The 16,368-nt window shown below is 67.5% G+C and carries 16 protein-coding genes; 3 read left to right on the top strand and 13 right to left on the bottom strand.

Translation table 11 applies throughout. The features are described 5' to 3' along the window. Positions 1 to 87 precede the first annotated feature (87 nt). The 3 genes from thrC to thrA are packed head-to-tail and all read right to left on the bottom strand — an operon-like array spanning position 88 to position 4,822. Positions 88 to 1,377 carry a threonine synthase gene (gene thrC / locus G5A07_RS03135; RefSeq protein ID WP_049453133.1) on the bottom strand — a complete coding sequence of 430 codons (1,290 nt, stop codon included), beginning with the start codon at positions 1,375 to 1,377 and terminating at the stop codon, positions 88 to 90. Positions 1,378 to 1,406: 29 nt separating this feature from the next. Next, on the bottom strand, positions 1,407 to 2,321 hold the full coding sequence (locus G5A07_RS03140; protein WP_043397198.1) for a homoserine kinase: 915 nt from the start codon (positions 2,319 to 2,321) through the stop codon (positions 1,407 to 1,409). Then, positions 2,318 to 4,822 carry a bifunctional aspartate kinase/homoserine dehydrogenase I gene (gene thrA, locus G5A07_RS03145; protein WP_191862691.1) on the bottom strand — a complete coding sequence of 835 codons (2,505 nt, stop codon included), beginning with the start codon at positions 4,820 to 4,822 and terminating at the stop codon, positions 2,318 to 2,320. The genes G5A07_RS03140 and thrA overlap by 4 nt, the downstream gene beginning before the upstream one ends. 27 nt (positions 4,823 to 4,849) lie before the next feature. Between thrA and G5A07_RS03150 the strand changes: the two genes are divergently transcribed. Continuing rightward, positions 4,850 to 5,170 (top strand): hypothetical protein, encoded by a 321-nt coding sequence (locus tag G5A07_RS03150; RefSeq protein ID WP_191862693.1) that lies wholly within the window; start codon positions 4,850 to 4,852, stop codon positions 5,168 to 5,170. A 9-nt stretch (positions 5,171 to 5,179) separates the two neighbouring features. Here the strand turns inward: G5A07_RS03150 and G5A07_RS03155 are convergent, their stop codons facing one another. Both G5A07_RS03155 and G5A07_RS03160 read right to left on the bottom strand, forming a co-directional pair. After that, positions 5,180 to 6,130, bottom strand: a complete 951-nt coding sequence (locus tag G5A07_RS03155; protein ID WP_191862695.1) for a DMT family transporter — start codon at positions 6,128 to 6,130, stop codon at positions 5,180 to 5,182. A gap of 166 nt (positions 6,131 to 6,296) precedes the next feature. Then, positions 6,297 to 6,992 (bottom strand): AraC family transcriptional regulator, encoded by a 696-nt coding sequence (locus G5A07_RS03160; RefSeq protein WP_010482600.1) that lies wholly within the window; start codon positions 6,990 to 6,992, stop codon positions 6,297 to 6,299. A gap of 81 nt (positions 6,993 to 7,073) precedes the next feature. Between G5A07_RS03160 and G5A07_RS03165 the strand changes: the two genes are divergently transcribed. Next, positions 7,074 to 7,853 (top strand): DUF6491 family protein, encoded by a 780-nt coding sequence (locus G5A07_RS03165; protein WP_099560677.1) that lies wholly within the window; start codon positions 7,074 to 7,076, stop codon positions 7,851 to 7,853. Here the strand turns inward: G5A07_RS03165 and G5A07_RS03170 are convergent. The 3 genes from G5A07_RS03170 to G5A07_RS03180 all read right to left on the bottom strand — a co-directional run bounded on the left by G5A07_RS03170 (position 7,850) and on the right by G5A07_RS03180 (position 9,817). After that, a complete protein-coding gene (locus G5A07_RS03170; RefSeq protein ID WP_019338492.1) occupies positions 7,850 to 8,902 on the bottom strand; it encodes a linear amide C-N hydrolase in 1,053 nt (350 codons plus the stop codon). The genes G5A07_RS03165 and G5A07_RS03170 overlap by 4 nt on opposite strands. A gap of 67 nt (positions 8,903 to 8,969) precedes the next feature. Then, positions 8,970 to 9,383 (bottom strand): DUF6691 family protein, encoded by a 414-nt coding sequence (locus tag G5A07_RS03175; protein ID WP_191862697.1) that lies wholly within the window; start codon positions 9,381 to 9,383, stop codon positions 8,970 to 8,972. Next, positions 9,380 to 9,817 (bottom strand): hypothetical protein, encoded by a 438-nt coding sequence (locus tag G5A07_RS03180; protein ID WP_054171584.1) that lies wholly within the window; start codon positions 9,815 to 9,817, stop codon positions 9,380 to 9,382. The genes G5A07_RS03175 and G5A07_RS03180 overlap by 4 nt, the downstream gene beginning before the upstream one ends. An 86-nt stretch (positions 9,818 to 9,903) precedes the next feature. On the opposite strand from G5A07_RS03180, the gene G5A07_RS03185 reads away from it, so the two are divergent. After that, positions 9,904 to 10,224 carry a metalloregulator ArsR/SmtB family transcription factor gene (locus tag G5A07_RS03185; protein WP_019338489.1) on the top strand — a complete coding sequence of 107 codons (321 nt, stop codon included), beginning with the start codon at positions 9,904 to 9,906 and terminating at the stop codon, positions 10,222 to 10,224. A 3-nt stretch (positions 10,225 to 10,227) separates the two neighbouring features. Here the strand turns inward: G5A07_RS03185 and G5A07_RS03190 are convergent, their stop codons facing one another. From G5A07_RS03190 to G5A07_RS03210, 5 genes are all read right to left on the bottom strand, one after another. After that, positions 10,228 to 10,656: a BLUF domain-containing protein gene (locus tag G5A07_RS03190; protein ID WP_010482608.1), complete on the bottom strand. Its 429-nt coding sequence runs from the start codon at positions 10,654 to 10,656 to the stop codon at positions 10,228 to 10,230. Positions 10,657 to 10,739: 83 nt separating this feature from the next. Further along, on the bottom strand, positions 10,740 to 11,873 hold the full coding sequence (locus G5A07_RS03195; protein ID WP_191862699.1) for a hybrid sensor histidine kinase/response regulator: 1,134 nt from the start codon (positions 11,871 to 11,873) through the stop codon (positions 10,740 to 10,742). Further along, positions 11,870 to 12,445 carry a chemotaxis protein CheB gene (locus tag G5A07_RS03200; protein ID WP_049449145.1) on the bottom strand — a complete coding sequence of 192 codons (576 nt, stop codon included), beginning with the start codon at positions 12,443 to 12,445 and terminating at the stop codon, positions 11,870 to 11,872. Before G5A07_RS03200 ends, G5A07_RS03195 begins: the two co-directional genes overlap by 4 nt. Then, a complete protein-coding gene (locus tag G5A07_RS03205) occupies positions 12,445 to 13,269 on the bottom strand; it encodes a CheR family methyltransferase (protein WP_010482611.1) in 825 nt (274 codons plus the stop codon). The genes G5A07_RS03200 and G5A07_RS03205 overlap by 1 nt, the downstream gene beginning before the upstream one ends. Then, a complete protein-coding gene (locus tag G5A07_RS03210) occupies positions 13,266 to 16,367 on the bottom strand; it encodes a response regulator (RefSeq protein ID WP_191862701.1) in 3,102 nt (1,033 codons plus the stop codon). Before G5A07_RS03210 ends, G5A07_RS03205 begins: the two co-directional genes overlap by 4 nt. Position 16,368: the final 1 nt, after the last annotated feature.

Consider the following 16,368-nt stretch of genomic DNA (forward strand, 5'->3'; position numbering starts at 1 on the left):
ACATACAGCGTAGGAGCCGGGAGGAACATACAAGCCATGCTCGACTCATCGCGCCGTGCGCGAACAGCAGCCGAGCATGGCTCGGCTCTACATGGGAGCCAACACCTCACGCAACGCCGCGTAATCGGCGGCCAACGGTTCGGCGTGCGCCGGCCGCTGCAACAACACATCCAATGCAGGCGGCACGGCCACGGGTTCGCCGATCAACGGTTCGACCACAGCCTCGAACTTGGCCGGATGGGCGGTAGCCACCACCGCCCAGTCACCCTTGGCACCACGCGCGCGCAGATCCTGCAGCACCTTCACCGCCGTCGCCGTGTGCGGGCAGAACAGTTCGCCGCGGCTCGCATACGCTGCGGCAATCGTGGCGCGGATGGTCACGTCGTCCACCGCGAACGCACGGAACGCAGCGCGCAGCTCGGCATCATCTCCGTGGTAAAGCCAGCGCAGGCGTTCGAAGTTGCTTGGCGCCCCTACGTCCATTGCATTGGCCACGGTGGCCACACTGGCCTGCGGCTGGTAGTCGCCGCCGCTGAAGTACGCTGGCAGTACCGCATTGGCATTGGTGGCCAGCACGATCTGTCCGATCGGCACACCCAGCGCACGCGCCAGCACCGCAGCCATTGCGTTGCCAAGGTTGCCGGTCGGCACCACCAGGTTGAGCCGGCGACGGGTTTCAGCATGATGGGTCAGTGCCGCATGCGCGTAATAACTCATCTGCGGCAGCAGGCGGCCCAGGCTGATGCTGTTGGCCGAGCTCAGCGGCACCTGTGCCTGTAGTTCGCGGTCAGCCAGCGCCTGCTTGACCATGGCCTGGCAGTCGTCGAAAGCACCGGCCACGCGCAGCGCCTGGATGTTGTCGCCGAAACAACCGAGCTGGTGCGCCTGGCGCGGTGACACGCGGCCATCCGGATACAGCACCACCACGCGCACGCCCGGCTGGCGATGGAACGCCGCCGCCACTGCAGCACCGGTATCGCCAGAGGTGGCGACAACAATGCTCAGGTCGCGGTCCTTGCCGGCCTGCAGCCGCGAAAGTGTTCCGGCCAGGAAACGCGCACCGATATCCTTGAACGCCGCCGTCGGCCCATGGAACAGCTCCAGCACATGGTCGCCGTCGCCGAGTGCACGCAGTGGCACCGGGAAGTCGAACGCCTCGCGGCAGATCGAAGGCAGCGCTGCCTCCAGAGCATCACCTGCGAAGAACGGTGCCAGCAGATCGGCGGCGGTATCGGCCAGCGTTGCGCCGGCCTGCAGCTCACGTGGCGCCGGCAGCACCTGCGGAACATACAGCCCACCATCGGGCGCCAATCCTGCAGCGATCGCCGCACTGAGGCCGACGGACGGGGACTGGCCGCGGGTCGAAACAAATTGCATGGGTTGGGTATCCAGTAAAGGGGAAGGATTCAGCACAAGCGGGCTCCCGGTGCATCCAGCGGCGACACCCAGGCATCGCTGTCGAAACCGGCGGCGGCGAATGCCGCCTGCACCGGTGCGGCAGCGGCGCGGGCCTGGTCGGCGTCCTCGAACCAGGCGAACACGCTGGGGCCCGCGCCCGAAATGCCCGCGCCCATCGCATGCGCAGACAGCGCCGCATCGCGTGCGGCCTCGAAGCCCGCAATCAGGCCGGCGCGGCGAGGCTCCACCAGCACATCACGCAGTCCTGCGCGGACCAGCGCGGCGTCGCTGCGATGGCAGCCACTGAGTACCAGCGCAAGGTTCGCACTCTGTGCCACGAATTCACCCAGCGCATAGCTGCCCTGCAGCGCCTGGCGTGCGCGGCGTGTTTCCAGTACCGCGTGCGGATGCACCAGCAGGCTGTGCCAGGTAGCCGGTACCGGAATCGGCAGCAGGCGGTCGGCCGTGCACAGTGCAAGCCCGCCCAGCAGCAATGGCCCCACGTTGTCACCGTGACGGCCACCACTGGCCACCGCCTCGCCATCCAGCGCAAATGGATACAGCGCCTCGCGCGTCAGCGGCGCATCCAGCAGTGCATTGGCGGCGACCAGCGCAGCGACGCACGACGCTGCCGAACCGCCCATGCCGGAGCCGAACGGAATGCCCTTGTCGATCTCCACCGCGAATCCGAAGTCCAGGGCCAGCCCTGCGCGAAGCGACATCAGCGCAGCACCTGCGGTGTTACCAGCCGCATCCAGTGGCAGCTCGACCGCACTGCCACGTATCGCATCGATGCGCACCACCGGTTCATCGATGCGGCGCACGCTCACGGTATCGCCAACACCGGCGATGGCATGACCAAGAATGTCGAAACCCACCGCCACGTTGGCCACCGAGGCAGGCGCGAACGCACGTGCGATCACAGGCGCGCTCCTTCGCCGGCGGCCACCCGCAGCAGGTCGGCGAACACACCGGCCGCTGTGACTTCCGGACCGGCCCCCGGCCCCTGTACCACCAACGGATTGTCGCAGTAACGGCGGGTACGGAACTGCACCACGTTGTCGGTCAGCCGCAGGTTGGCGAAGGCGTGATCGGCGGGCAGTTCCTGCAGGCCCACCGAGGCGCCGCCGGCACCCAGCTGCGCCACGTAGCGCAGCACCGCGCCACGCGCCCGCGCGTCCTGCAGGCGCTGAAGCAGGCTGGCATCGGACTCGCCCAGCCGCGCCATGAAGTCATCCACGCTGCCCTCGCGCAGTAGCGCCGGCACCAGGCTTTCCACCTGTACCTGTTCCAGGCTGAGTGCGTGGCCGGCTTCGCGGGCCAGGATCACCAGCTTGCGTGCCACGTCCACGCCGGACAGGTCATCGCGCGGGTCGGGCTCGGTGTAGCCCATCGACCGCGCCTGCGCGACCAGCGAAGAGAACGGCTGGCTGCCGTCGAAACGGTTGAACAGCCAGGCCAGCGTGCCGGAGAAGATGCCCTCGATCGCCAGCACTTCATCACCGGTATCAACCAGGTCACGCAGCGTGGTGATCACCGGCAGGCCTGCACCCACCGTAGCCTCGTAGCGGAAGCGTGCGCCACTTGCCGCCGCCGCGGCGCGGATGCGCTGGTAGCGCGGCAGCGGCCCGGCCCCGGCCTGCTTGTTCGGGGTGACCACATGGATGCCGGCCGCCAGCCAGCCCTCGTAGCGCTCGGCCACCTCGGCGCTGCCGCTGCAGTCGATCACCACCGCATGCGGCAGGTGCGCGGCCAGCAGGTGTTCGGTGAAGCGATCCAGATCGCTGCACTCGCCGGCGTCCTGCAGAGCCTCCCGCCAGTCGGCGTGCAGGCCGTCCACTTCCAACCGCATGCGCGAGCGTGAGGCCAGTGCACGCAGGCGCAGGTCGACATTGGCCTTGGCCAGCAGCTGCGGGCGGGCCGCCAGCAGCTGGTCCAGCAGTGCGGCACCGACATTGCCCGGCCCGATCACACCGACCGCGAAGGTCTGCGGCGACAGCCAGAAACCGGCATGCGCCGCGCGCAGCGCGCGGGTGGCATCGGCGCTGTCCACCGCGACCGAGATGTTGCGTTCGGACGAACCCTGTGCGATCGCCAGGATGTTCACCTGCGCACGCCCCAGTGCCTCGAACAGGCGTGCGGCCACACCCGGCTGGCCGGCCATGCCGTCACCGACCGCCGCCAGTACGCTGACGCCCTCACTGACCTGCACGCGCTGCACCTGACCCACCGACAATTCGTGCGCGAACGCGTGCAGCAGCGCCTCGCGGCCACGCGCCGCTTCAGCAGCACGCACCACGCAGCAGATCGAATGCTCCGACGAACCCTGCGAGATCATCACCACCGACACCTGTGCCTGGCGCAGGGCCGCGAACACACGCTCGGCCGTACCGGGTACACCGATCAGGCCGGTGCCTTCCAGGTTCAGCAGGGCCAGCCCGGGGCTCAGGGTCAGGCCCTTCACTGGCCCGCGCGGCGAGCGCTCGGCACTGATGCGCGTACCCGGATGCGCCGGCTGGAACGTGTTGCGGATGAAGATCGGCAGGCCCAGGCGGATCGCCGGCGACATCGTCTGCGGGTGCACCACCTTGGCGCCGAAATAAGCCAGCTCGCAGGCCTCGTCGTAGCTCAGTGACTCCAGCTGCACCGCCTCGGGCACCAGCCGCGGGTCGGCCGACAGCACGCCGTCAACATCGGTCCAGATGTGCAGTTCATCGGCGTTGAACAGCGCGGCGAAGATCGCGCCGGAGTAATCGCTGCCGTTGCGGCCGAGGGTGGTGATACGGTCATCGCGATCACGCGCGACGAATCCGGTGGCAACCAGGCGCGATTGCGGGTGCTGCAGACGCCACTTGGCCAGGCGGTCGGCACTGGCTTCCCAGTCGACATCCACGCCCAGTTCACCGTGCCCGACCACCAGCACATCACGCGCATCGAGCACCGCACACTCTTCGCCCAACGCCCGCAGGTGGGTGCCAAGCAGCTGCGCGGAGAACACTTCGCCCAGGCCCTGCACGCGGTCCAGGACCTCGCGCGGCAGTTCACCGATCACCGCCAGCGCGGCCAGCACTTCGGCCAGCTGATCAAAGCGGGCGTCGATCCATTCGACCGTCTCGCCCACCTGCTCGCCCAACAGCGCCACGGCGGCGCCGCGATGGCGCGCGCGCAGCGCATGCCAGGCTTCACGCCAGCTTTCATCACCCTTGGCCGCCAGCCGGGCCAGTTCAATCAAGGCGTCGGTGACGCCCTTCATCGCCGAGACGACAGTGACCTGCAGCGATTCGGGACGGGCCAGCAGCAGGCCGGCAACATGGCGGTAACGTTCGGCATCGGCCACCGAGGTGCCACCGAACTTGTGCACGACAATGGACGGTGCAGCCAGGTCGGCCGGGGCAACGGGATGAGCGGGGGCGTGGGAAGACATGCAGACCTCGGTAGGAGGCCCCGTCGCATGCAGGTGTCGAGTTTCCCCGCCACCTGTATGGTGCGGGGCCGTGGTTTTCGGGAGTTACACGAAGACGACGGGCCGCACCAGGGCAGTGGTGACGGTGGTGGTGGTAATGGTGGTGGTGGCGACCGGCGCAGTCGAACGGCCCGCAGTAGCGGGGGCGATCAGGCTGGCGTGGGCGGCATCAAGAACCATGACGCACAGAAAACACTGTGCGCCGGCCCGCTGTCAAGTGCTGCGATGCAAAAAACCATTGCCGCGATCATCGTTCAACATGCCGCCATTTGGTTGCATCTGAGACCAAGGCGGCATCAGCAGGCTTGACGAGCGCATTCAGCCGGCATGTTCGGCGATCGCCCGCGGTGTGCGGTGGGCATGCGCACACAGCATCACGCCGGCTACCAGGAACACGATTGCCAGCGCCTCCAGCAACGTCGGCCAGCGCTGCTGCCAGGCGAAGGCATACAGCAACGCAAACAGCGTCTCGAACACGATCATCTGGCCGGTCAGCGTCAGTGGCAGCAGGCGGCTGGCACGGTTCCAGAATGCGTTGCCAAGGATCGAGGCCACCACTGCCACACCGGCGCTGATCGCCCAGAAACCACTCCACTGTGCGGCTGTATGCCCGCCGGTGTGACCGATGAAGGCCATCGGCACCAGCAGCAAGGCCAGGCCGCCGGTCGTCACACCGGTCAGCAGCGACCAGTCGTGGCTGGACAGATCCGGTCGGCGCGCCAGCCAGCGGCTGTTGCCGATCGAGTACAGCGCCCACGAGAACAGCGCCCCAAACGCACACAGCAGGCCGATCAGGCGCTGCCGCCACGGAGTTGCCAGGTGCTCGGACATCAGTGCTTCCCAGCCAACCAGGGCCACGCCGAGCACGCACAGGCCCAGTGCCGGCAGCAGCTGCCTCAGCGGCACCGCCCCCTGCTCGCGCACGCCAACCAGGGTGACCACCACCGGAATCAGGCCGACAATCAAGGACGCCGCCGCGCCACCGGCCCACTGCACCGCCGTGGCCAGCAACAGGAAATACACGAGGTTCCCGGCCAGGCTCAGCCACAGCAGGCCGATCCATTCGGCGCGGCCCAGCCGCGGCGCCAGCCGCCTCCATCGCGGCAGCAGCAGGGCTACGGCGATCAGGCCGTAGACCAGATAGCGACCGGCCGACAGTTGCAGGGCGTTGAACGACTGCAGCACGGCGGGCGCGAGGAAAACCACGCCCCACAGTGCGCCGGCGGCAACGCCATTGGCGATGCCCAGGGCCATCGGGTTGTTGCGCATTCGGGTTCTTCGGGGGAGAGAACGGGCCGCGCAGTGTAAGCGCTGGCCGGTGGGCGCTCTTGACCGAGGCTACTGCCTTGTCACCTCTGTAGGGCCGAGCCCATGCTCGGCTGCGATTCGCCCTTGTGCAGATAAGGGCAGCCGAGCGTGGGCTCGGCTCTACAGATCAGCCGGCGCTCCTGCGCCACGCGGCCGGGGTCTGGCCACACTCGCGGCGCAGCGCACGGGTCAGTGCGCTCTGCTCGGAATAGCCTGCGGCCAGCGCGATATCGCTGATCGGCGCCGTGCTGGTGCGCAACCGATGCTTGGCCCAGCGCAACCGGCACGCACTGAGCCAGGCTTGCGGGCTGAGCCCGAACTCCTGCTGGAACAGCGCGTGCAACCGGCTCTCGCTGACCCCGACGAACGCAGCCATGCGCGCCACCGGCCACGCACGCCCGGGGTCGGCCTGCACCGCCGCACACAGGCCCTGCATGCGCGCGCCACTGCCAGCAGGTGCAAATACCTGCAGCAACTGCGGCAGCAGCGCCGGCATCGGCTGCCCTGCCTGCACCTCGGCCAGGCGCCGACGCAATGCCAGCGGCAGATGCAGCCAGCGCTGCCGGCACAGATGCTCCTGCGTGCCGTCATCGAGCACGCCCGGAGGACAGTCAACGATCACGAACCCATTGGGACCGTCAGCCATCTGGTCATGCGCTTCGCCGGCAGCAACGAAAGCTCCCTGCAGCAGGTCCAGCCGACCGCCGCGCCCCTCCATCTCGAACTGCAGCTCACCCTGCAGCGGCAGCACCCACTGCGCGTAGTCATGGCGGTCCAGGCCAGTGGCCTGCCCGTAGTGCCGCAGATGGAAGATGGCGCCCATCCGTGCAGTGTGCGCGTGTAACAACGGCCGTGCAAACCGCTGCTATAGTCGATCCGTCATCCAACGCAGGGAGTGCAGGACATGACCCATCAGCAGGTGTCCCTGGTGCTCGCCACCAGCCTCGGCCTGATGCTCGCAGCTTCGGCCTCCGCACAGGAGCGTACGCCACCGGCTCCGCACTGCATGGACGCTGTCGGCGTACAGGAAGTGGAGCAGGCTTCACCGCGCTCGATCGCACTGCGCGCCGCCTCCGGCCAGGCCTATCGGATCGACTTCAACGAAGATTGCCCCGGCGTCCGCGGTGCCACCTCGTTGAAACTGGAAGCCCCCGCCGGCTGGGCCTGCGGCCGCCCCAGCGAACGCGTCGTGGTCGACGGCCGCCGATGCGCCATCAGCGCGGTCACCCCGCTGCAGGATCGTGACTACGCCAGTGTCGCCCGCGACAGCGACCGCCTGCGCACGGCCACCCTGCCCGCCGTGACCATCCGCGAACGCAAGGAGGTACGCCGCAGCTTCGGCGGCTCACCGTCCTACTGCTTTGCCACGCGCAACGTGCGCGCCTGGTCCTCCGACCCGCAGGGCATGCTGGTGGAGACCAATCCGCACCGAAATGGTGGCCATCGCTACTACCGGGTCGAACTCGGCAGCCACTGCCGCCAGCTCGACCGCGCGCCGCAGCTGAGCTTCCACTCGGGCCTGCAGAATGGCTTGATCTGCGGCAATCCTGGCGATCGGATCATGGCTGCCGAGTTCGAGACAGACGATCTGCGCAGTGAGAGCATCGCCCCGCTGCCGCAGTACACCCGCGGCAGCTGCGCGATCCAGGCGGTCTACCCGGCCTCCAGCCAGGCGTCGAACTAACCGTCGACGCCGAGGAAGGTGAACGGTGCGCTGGGCACGAAGTGACCCAGTGCATCGCCAGCGAAGGTGTTGCGCTGGTCCGGGCCGAGATCGAGCTTGAGCACCTTGCCGCCGAAATCGACCTTGTTCAGATCGACCCAGAAGGTGTTCGGGGTCAGCGCCGATTCGAAGAAGTACAGCCGCCGCTTGTGGTCAGCCACGGTGCGCCAGCGTGTGGATGAGATGTTCGGCTCGCCCGGCGTGGTGATGCCGTACGGCACCGAGGTGTTGCGGATCACGCTGAACACACTGGCCAGCGCCACCACCGGATCCTCGGCCTTGGGAATGGCGTTGATGTAGAACGAGGCGCGCGCGAAACGGTCCGCGGAGCGATTGGTGCCGGGCAGCATCACCGTGCCGCCGATCTGCTGCCAGTAACTGTTGAGGGCCAGCTGCTGCTCGAAGATCGGCGAGTTGGTCATCACCTGATAGCGCCGGTCATGGTGGATCACCTGGCGACCGCCGATGTACTCGACGATGGCGCTGTCGCCGCTGGCATCGGACAGTGAAAGATGCAGTGTTGCCTGCCGATCCTCGCCGGGCACCTTGTCGGTGACGATGGAGTACGGCTCACGCTTCAGCGCTGCCACTGCCTCCTCCACCGTAGCGAAGTTGTCCAGCACGTACTGTGCCCACAACGAAATCGCCAGGCCCGGTTTGTTGCCACGCTGCTGTGGATACTCCGACTCGACCAGCCACAGCAGGTTGGCCACCAGGCCCTTTTCGTTCATGCCATCGGTGGTCGACACGTCGTAGCCGGTGGCCACCACCGAACCGTAGCGCGCGGTCCAGGCCAATGACTTCGGGCCGGCCTGACCGGTGCGGGCAATGCCGCGCGGCAGTATGTAGAGGTTGGTCGCCACATCGACCTTCCAGTCCATCGAGCGCGCGGTGATCACATCGCCGTTGTCGCCCAGGTACACCGCACGCGTGCAGGCCAGCGCTGGTGCTGCTGCGGCGGCCAATGCGACCGCAAGCAGTGCCTTTTCCTTCCACTTCATCCGTGCCATGTCGTTGCGCTCCTTTCCCCGTGATCCATGGATATGACCCCATGCAGGGTGACACAGCGGTGAAGCCTCAGCGGACTGCGCGATCGTGCAGCCAGAAACCTGCAAGCATCGCCGGCACGAACCACAGCGCCTCGCGCGATCCCACCGCCAGCCCGGCGATGGCAGGGCCCGGGCAATAGCCTGCCCAGCCCCAGCCGATGCCGAACAACGCCGCGCCCAGCACCAGGCGCAGATCGACACCGCGCGCAGCGGGCAATTGGAAGCGCGTTGCGCAGGACGGACGCGTGCGCCGCAGCACCCAGCGCTGGCCAACCGCGCTGACCAGCAGTGCAGAGGCCAGCACCCAGGCCAAGGTGGGATCGACATCGCCGGCGATGTCGAGGAAACCGAGGATGCGGCGCGGATCGGTCATGCCGGCCAACGCCAGGCCTGCGCCGAAAAGCGCGCCTGCCGCACCGGCGGCCACCATCGCGCGGCTCATGCCAAGCCTCCGCCGTGACGGATCAGGAACGTGGTCAGCATCGCGCAGGCCATGAACACCAGCACCGCCAGCAGCGACCGCTTTGAGCCGCGGGCCAGGCCGCAGACCCCGTGACCACTGGTGCAGCCATTGCCCAACCGCGTACCGAAGCCGACCAGCAGGCCGGCACCGACCAGCTGCCACGCCGGCAAGGCATCACGCAGCAGGGCGCGGGGCGCTTGCCCTGGCGCGGCCTGCCACCACAGCACCAACCCTGCAGCAGCCAGCAAGCCAAGCAGGAACGCCCAGCGCCAACCTCGCTCACCTGGCGAGGCACGCACACTGCCAGCAGCGATGCCACTGATGCCGGCCACCCGGCCCGTGGTTGCCAGCAGCACCACCGCCGCCGCACCGATCACCGCGCCCCCCGCCACCGCGGCCCACGGCAGGGTCATGACCTGCCTCCGCCCATTCCGTACATTCGCTTGCCTTTTGATTTAGCTTTTTCTAAATTAGCTTTTTCTAAATCCACAGGTCAACCATGGCCCGCCCCCCGCTCGACAGCGCCGCCATGGCCGAGCACGCCTCGCAGGCTGCAGCCCTGCTCAAGAGCCTTGCCCATCCTGCGCGGCTGCGCGTGCTATGCCGCCTGGTCGAAGGTGAGGCGCCGGTGCCGGAACTGCAGGCACTGACCGGACTCAGCGCATCAGCGCTGTCACAGCATCTGGCGGTGCTGCGCGAACTGGACATCGTCGCGACCCGGCGCGAAGCGCAGGCGATCCACTACCGCGTGATTGAAGGGCCCGCACTGGGCGTGCTGCAGGCGCTGCATGCCGCCTACTGCGGCGGCACCTCGCGTTGACGCTCAGCCGGCGTGCAGGACTGGCTGCACGACGTTGTCGAGCAGATCCACCGGCGTCGGCGCGGAACGATCACCCTGGAGGGCACGGGTAAAGCCCGACCAGTCGCTGGATGACAGCTGGCGCAGCAGCGCCTCTTCCACCGGCAACGCGCGCATCGACCAGTACGGAAACTGGCGCTGGCCGAGGCGGCCGCGCGCCAGCTCGATGATGTCGACATGGCTGCCGGCCTGCAGGATGCGCTCATAGACCGAATCGATACCGTCCGGCGGCCCCTCGATGTACTGCAGGAATCGCCCGCCGTCATGCAGCAGCACACCGGTCACGCCCGCCATCTTGTTGAAGCGGGCTGCATCGTCGACCAGCGCCCGCAACCGTTCAGCGGAAAGATCCGGCAGCGCCTGGCTGACATAGGCGATGGCACGCAGTGGCATGGTGCTTCCTTGACAGGATGTACACCCACGGTAGCAGTTGCGGACGAGTCCGTCTCAACACCCGCGGGCGTTTCCTGAAGAATTCAGGTTGCTGCTGCAGTCAGCCCCTCGACGCGCCTCGGCAGCAGGGCTTCGAACACCACCTGCCCGGCCTCGTTGCGCGCGGCGATACGCCCCCCATGCGCGCGCACGAACTGATCGACGATGTACAGACCCAGCCCCAGGCCCTTGCTCTGGTGGAAGCTGGCCTTGAACGGCTCGAACAACCGCGGCAGCAGCGCGTCGTCGATCCGGCCGGCGTTGCTCACACGCAACAGCACGCTGCGGGGGTCGCGCCCGTCCAACTCCACCCTCGCCTCGCTGCCGTGGGTCAGCGCATTACCGACCAGGTTGGCGGCAACCTGGCCGAGACGGTCCAGATCGCCCTGCAGCCGCGTATCACCGTGCATGTCCAGATGGATCCGGCCTGCCCCATGCGCACTGCCCGCCTCAGCCACCACCGCGCGGGTCACGTCGGCCAGGTCGCAGGCACTGGCCTGCAGGCGCAGGCCACCGCTGCGGATCCGCGAGAAGTCCAGCAACTGCTCGACCATGCGTGCCATGCGCAGGGTGCTGGCCTCCAGGTACTGCAGCGTCTGCTGCGCGCCAGTGTTGTCTTCGGGAAGATCCAGCGCCAGCTTGTCGGCACACAGCAGGATGGCCGACAGCGGCGTGCGCAGGTCGTGGGTCAGTACCGCGGCCATCGTTTCGTTGAGCTTGAGCGCGCGTTCCAGCGCCTCGTTGCGCGCCTTCAGCAGCTGCCGCTGCTGGTACAGCTCGATGAAGACATTGACCTTGCTCAGGATCACCTGTGGCGCCACCGGCTTGTGCAGGAAATCGACCGCGCCGCTCTCGTAGCCCTTGAACACGCGCAGGGGATCATCCGGGGAGGCGGTCAGGAAGATGATCGGCACGTCGCGGCTGCGATGCGAACCGCGCATCAGTTCGGCCAGGGTGAAGCCATCGATCTCCGGCATGTGCACGTCAAGCAGGGCCAATGCCACCTCGTGCTCGAGCAGCAACTCCAGCGCCTGCGCACCCGAGCCGGCCAGCAGCAGGTTGACCCCTTCTCGCTGCAGCAGGGCCTGCATGGCTACCAGGTTCTGCGGCACGTCATCGACGATCAGCAGGTTGACCGGGGTCTGCGGCTGCGCAGGGTCCGGTGGCAACAGGTTCATGCAAACAACTCCTTCAGGCGGCGACACATCAGTTCAAGGGGCAGCACGGCATCGGCGCCGGCATGCTGCAGGGCGGAAGCCGGCATCATCGACGCCTCGGCCTCCTCGGGACATTGCAGCCAGGCACGGCCACCGGCGGCGCGCACCGCAGCCACGCCTTCACTGCCATCGCTGCTGGCACCGGTCAGCAGCAGGGCCAATACCTGCCCGCCGAACACTGCAGCAGCGGAGTCGAACAGTGGATCGATGGCCGGACGGGAAAACAGCACCGGCGCATCCACCGACAACGCCACCGATCCCTCGTCCTCCACCAGCAGGTGGTAATCCGGCGGCGCGAACGTCACCGTGCCCGGCTGCAACGGCTGCTTGTCTTCGGCTTCGCGCACCGGCAACGCGCAGTACGGCGCCAGCACCTCGGCGATGCGGCTGGCACGGTCACGCGGCAGGTGCAGCACGGCCAGTACCGGTACCGGCAGCGTACCCGGCAGTGCACCAAGTACCGCCTGCAGGGCGGCCACGCCACCGGCGGACGCGCCGATCACCAGCACGGCTGGACGCGCCGGCAACGCCATCAGGCCACCTTCCGGTACAGGCGATGCTCGCGCGAACAGACATCGAAGGCGTCATGGTGGCACCCAAACTGCAGCGACTCCTTGCTGCCCAGGCCAAGGAAGCCACGGTGCACCAGCGCTTCGCGGAACAGGCCGACGGCCCGGTCCTGCAGATCGCGGTTGAAATAGATCAGCACGTTGCGGCACGACACCAGGTGCACTTCGGAGAACACGGTATCGGTAGCCAGGCTGTGGTCGGCGAACACCACGTTGCGACGCAGCTGGCGGTCGAACACCGCACCATCGTAGGCGGTGGCGTAGTAGTCGGACAGCGACGCCGTGCCGCCGGCGGCCAGGTAGTTGCGGCTGAACTGGGCCATCCGGTCGATGCCATAGGCGCCCGCCTCGGCGGTGGCCAGCGCGGCCGGATTGATGTCGGTGGCATAGACGATGCTGCGATCAAGCAGGCCCTCTTCGTGCAGCAGGATCGCCAGCGACCACACTTCCTCGCCGGTGCTGCAACCGGCCACCCACAACTTCACCGAGGGATAGGTGCGCAGTACCGGCACCACCTGCTCGCGCAGCTCACGGAAGTACGCAGGGTCACGGAACATCTCCGAGACCTGCACGGTGAAGAACTGCATGGCCTGGGCGAACAGTTCCGGCTCGTGCAGCAGCCGGTACTGCAGGTCGACCAGCCGTTCGCACTCGTAGCGCTGCATCGCCTGGCGCATGCGCCGGCGCAGCGATGACACCGCATAGCTGCGGAAATCGTAGTGGTAACGCTGGTACAGCGCCTCCAGCAGGACCTTCAGTTCCAGGTCGAACAGGGCCTGTTCGTTCATTGCCGCGAGCACCAGACCCGGCACAGCGAGACCAGCTTGTCGACGTCGATGGGCTTGGCGATATAGTCGTTGGCACCGGCCTGCAGGCAGCGCTCACGGTCATCGGGCATCGCCTTGGCGGTCAGCGCGATGATCGGCAGGTCCTGCAGGTGACGCTGCGCGCGGATCTCGCGCATCGCGGCCAGGCCATCCTTCTCCGGCATCATGATGTCCATCAGCACCAGGTCGACGTCGCGCTCGGCCAGGCGATCCACCGCTTCCTGGCCGTTGCGCGCGATCTCCAGCGTCACGCCCAGCGGCTCGAGCACGCTGGACAGCGCGAAGATGTTGCGCACGTCATCCTCGGCCAGCAGCACGGTGCGTCCATCGAGCACGGTGTCACGGCGGCGTGCCTCGCGCAGCAGGCGCTGCTGGTCGGTCGGCAGGCTGGCCTCCACGCTGTGCAGGAACAGGGTCACTTCATCCAGCAGGCGCTCGGGCGAGCGCGCGCCCTTGATGATGATGCTCTTGGAGTAGCGGCGCAGGCGCTGCTCTTCCTCGCGGTTGAGCGCACGGCCGGTGTAGACGATCACTGGCGGGAAGCCGACATCATCGTTGCCGGCCATGTGCTCGAGCAGGTCGTAACCACTGCCGTCGGGCAGCGACAGGTCCATCACCATGCAGTCGAACGTGACCGTGCTCAGCTGCTCCAGCGCACCGGCCAGAGTGCCCACCGCGACAATCTGCAGCTGATCACGGCCCAGCAGCAGTTCCAGGTTGTGGCGCAGCTCACTGTCGTCCTCGACGATCAGCAGACGCCGCACGTCGCGCTGGCTGGTCTGCTCCAGCTGCTCGATGGCCGACACCAGACGCTCGCGCGTGGTCGGCTTGATCGCGAAACCAATCGCGCCCAGCTCGCGCGCCACCTGGCTGCGGTCCATCGCCGAGACCACGTGCACCGGGATATGCCGGGTATCGGGGTTGCGCTTCAGGCGCTCCAGTACGCTCAGGCCGGACACGTCCGGCAGGCCGATATCGAGCAGGATGCCGTTCGGGCGCAGTTCGCTGGCCAGGGTCAGCGCCTCTTCGGCGGTCCCGGCCACCACGCAGTCAAAGTCCAGTTCATGGGCCAGGGCCACCAGTGCTTCGGCGAACGTGGCGTCGTCCTCAACGGCCAGGATCAAGCGGCCAGCGCGTTGGCGACGACCGCGGTCATCGGCCACGCTGGGCACCGTCGTGGTCGGCGCCACCGCGGCCGCTGCAGGTACCGGCATCGCCGGCACAGCGGCCGTGGCGGGCGCCGCCACGGGCGCCGCAGAGATGTCAGTGGCGTTCGATGCGGGCGCACCCTGCAACGGCAGTTCCAGGATGAAGCAGCTGCCGCGGCCCGGTTCACTGTCGACCTGGATGCTGCCGCCCATGCGCTCGGCCAGATCGCGCGAGATCGACAGCCCCAGGCCGGTACCACCGTAGCGGCGGCGGGTGCTGCCATCGGCCTGGCGGAACGCCTCGAAGATGACCTGCAACTGCTCGCGGGCAATGCCGATACCGCTGTCGCAGACCTCGAACCGGATGCGGCCCTGGCCGCCCGCACGCACGTGCAGGCTGACCTTTCCATGCTCGGTGAACTTCACCGCATTGGCCAGCAGGTTCTTCAGGATCTGCTGCAGGCGCTGGCTGTCGACCACCAGCTGGCTCGGCGCCAGCGCATCGGCCTCGATCTGCAGGGCCAGGCCCTTCTGCCGCGCCATCGGCTCGAAGGTCTCGCGCAGGCGCTGCAGCACGCTGTCCGTCACCACCACTTCATCGGCCAGCTCGACGTGGCCGGCCTCGATGCGCGACAGGTCCAGGATGTCATTGATCAGCGCCAGCAGGTCGTTGTTGGACGACAGGATCGCGCGCGCATACTTCACCTGTTCTTCGGTGAGCGTGCCGTCCTTGTTGTCGGCCAGCAGCTTGGCCAGGATCAGCGAGCTGTTCAGCGGCGTACGCAGTTCATGCGACATGTTGGCAAGGAACTCGGACTTGTAGCGCGAGGTGGCGGCCAGTTCGTTGCTGTTGCGCACCAGCTGGCTCTGCGCGACCAGCAGCGCCTGCTTCTGCGCCTCCAGCTCGTGGGTGCGCTCTTCCAGCTGGACGTTGCTCTGTTCCAGCTCGGCCTGCTGTTCTTCCAGATGGCTCTGCGACTGCAGCAGGCTGCGGCTCTGCTCTTCCAGTTCCTCATTGGCCACGCGCAGCTCTTCCTGCTGGGCCTGCAGCTCCTCGCCCTGGCGCTGGGATTCCTCCAGCAGCACCACCAACTGTGCACGCAGCAGTGATGCGCGCAGCGCCATGCCGATGGTCTCTGCACAGCGCTCCAGCAGCTCGACATCGAGTCGATCCTGTTCGCCGGCGCGGGTGCGTCCCAGTTCAACGATGCCCACGACCGCACCATCGCTGCTGATCGGCGCCAGGATGCGCTCGCGCACCGGCAAGCGCCCCAGGCTGGTCTGCAGCTCAAGCACCGAATCGTCACCCCCGTGCAGGTGGCGGATGCGTTCGTCCCGCGCCACCTGCCCGGCCACGCCCTCCTGCAATGCCAGCGACGCCGGCATGCCGGACGGCAATGCCAGGCCACCGGTCAGCTGCAGTCGCCCCCCTTCCAGGCGGTAGACGGCGGCGACATCCGCACGCAGTTGGGCCCCCAGGCTGGTTGCCGCGGCCTCGGCGATCTGCTCCGGACCCAGGTCACCGCGCAGGCTCATCGCCACCGCGTTCTCGGCTTCCTGCAGCCACAGCGCCCGCATCGCTTCGCGCCGCGCCTGGATGGCGCGGGAGACGATCAACGCGATCATCAGGAACGCACAGCCGCCGATGCTTCGGTTGACCAGCGAGAACGCCGAGTTGGAGCTGGCCGGAGCGACGTTGTAGCCAATGATCAACAGGACGCAGGCGACGACGGCCACGATGAACGGCGCGCGCGCACTGCGCTGGAACAGCGTGACGCCAACAGCGAGGAAGTACGCCAGCCAGACGGCATAGCCCAGTGGAACCACCAGTTCCAGGGCGATGGTCGCCCCCAGCAGCACGGCGGAGGTCATCCAGATCCAGCGGTCACGCGTGGTCGCACCAGGACGCATG

Source organism: Stenotrophomonas sp. AS012628 (assembly GCF_010608305.1).
Classification (GTDB): Bacteria; Pseudomonadota; Gammaproteobacteria; order Xanthomonadales; family Xanthomonadaceae; genus Stenotrophomonas; species Stenotrophomonas geniculata.